We start from the raw sequence: 472 nt of genomic DNA on the forward strand, positions 1-472 counted from the left end.
TCGATACATCGTCGACTTGCGAAAATTTGAGAGACTCGAACACACCATTAAGATGTGTCGTTTCAATTTTCAGCTTGATCCAGATTTTTAAAGAGCAAAACTTCGCAGTGCACCTTTTCAGGTTCACTCTGAAGTTTTCTTGTGTTCGCAGTAAAAGATGGTGGAGCTATGCGGGATCGAACCGCAGACCTCCTGCGTGCAAAGCAGGCGCTCTCCCAGCTGAGCTATAGCCCCATCGTTTATAATCTCTGTACCGCTCATCCTTTAAAAGGAGTTTGGTAGGCCTGAGTGGACTTGAACCACCGACCTCACCCTTATCAGGGGTGCGCTCTAACCACCTGAGCTACAAGCCTGCAGAGATTTTTACTGCTGTTTTTCATCAGACAATCTGTGTGAGCACTGCAAAGGCAGGTTCTTTAAGGTAAGGAGGTGATCCAACCGCAGGTTCCCCTACGGTTACCTTGTTACGACT

2 tRNA genes are annotated in these 472 nt (G+C 47.5%); both read right to left on the minus strand.

The features are described 5' to 3' along the window. Positions 1-158: 158 nt before the first annotated feature. Positions 159-234 (minus strand) — tRNA-Ala (locus tag ACMWLG_RS25915). Positions 235-276: 42 nt separating this feature from the next. Further along, positions 277-353: transfer RNA gene (locus tag ACMWLG_RS25920), tRNA-Ile, on the minus strand. Between the last annotated feature and the right edge of the window lie 119 nt (positions 354-472).

The organism is Enterobacter sp. 01-M-02-SI-ECC (assembly GCF_047530595.1).
In the GTDB taxonomy this organism is placed as follows: domain Bacteria; phylum Pseudomonadota; class Gammaproteobacteria; order Enterobacterales; family Enterobacteriaceae; genus Enterobacter; species Enterobacter cloacae_M.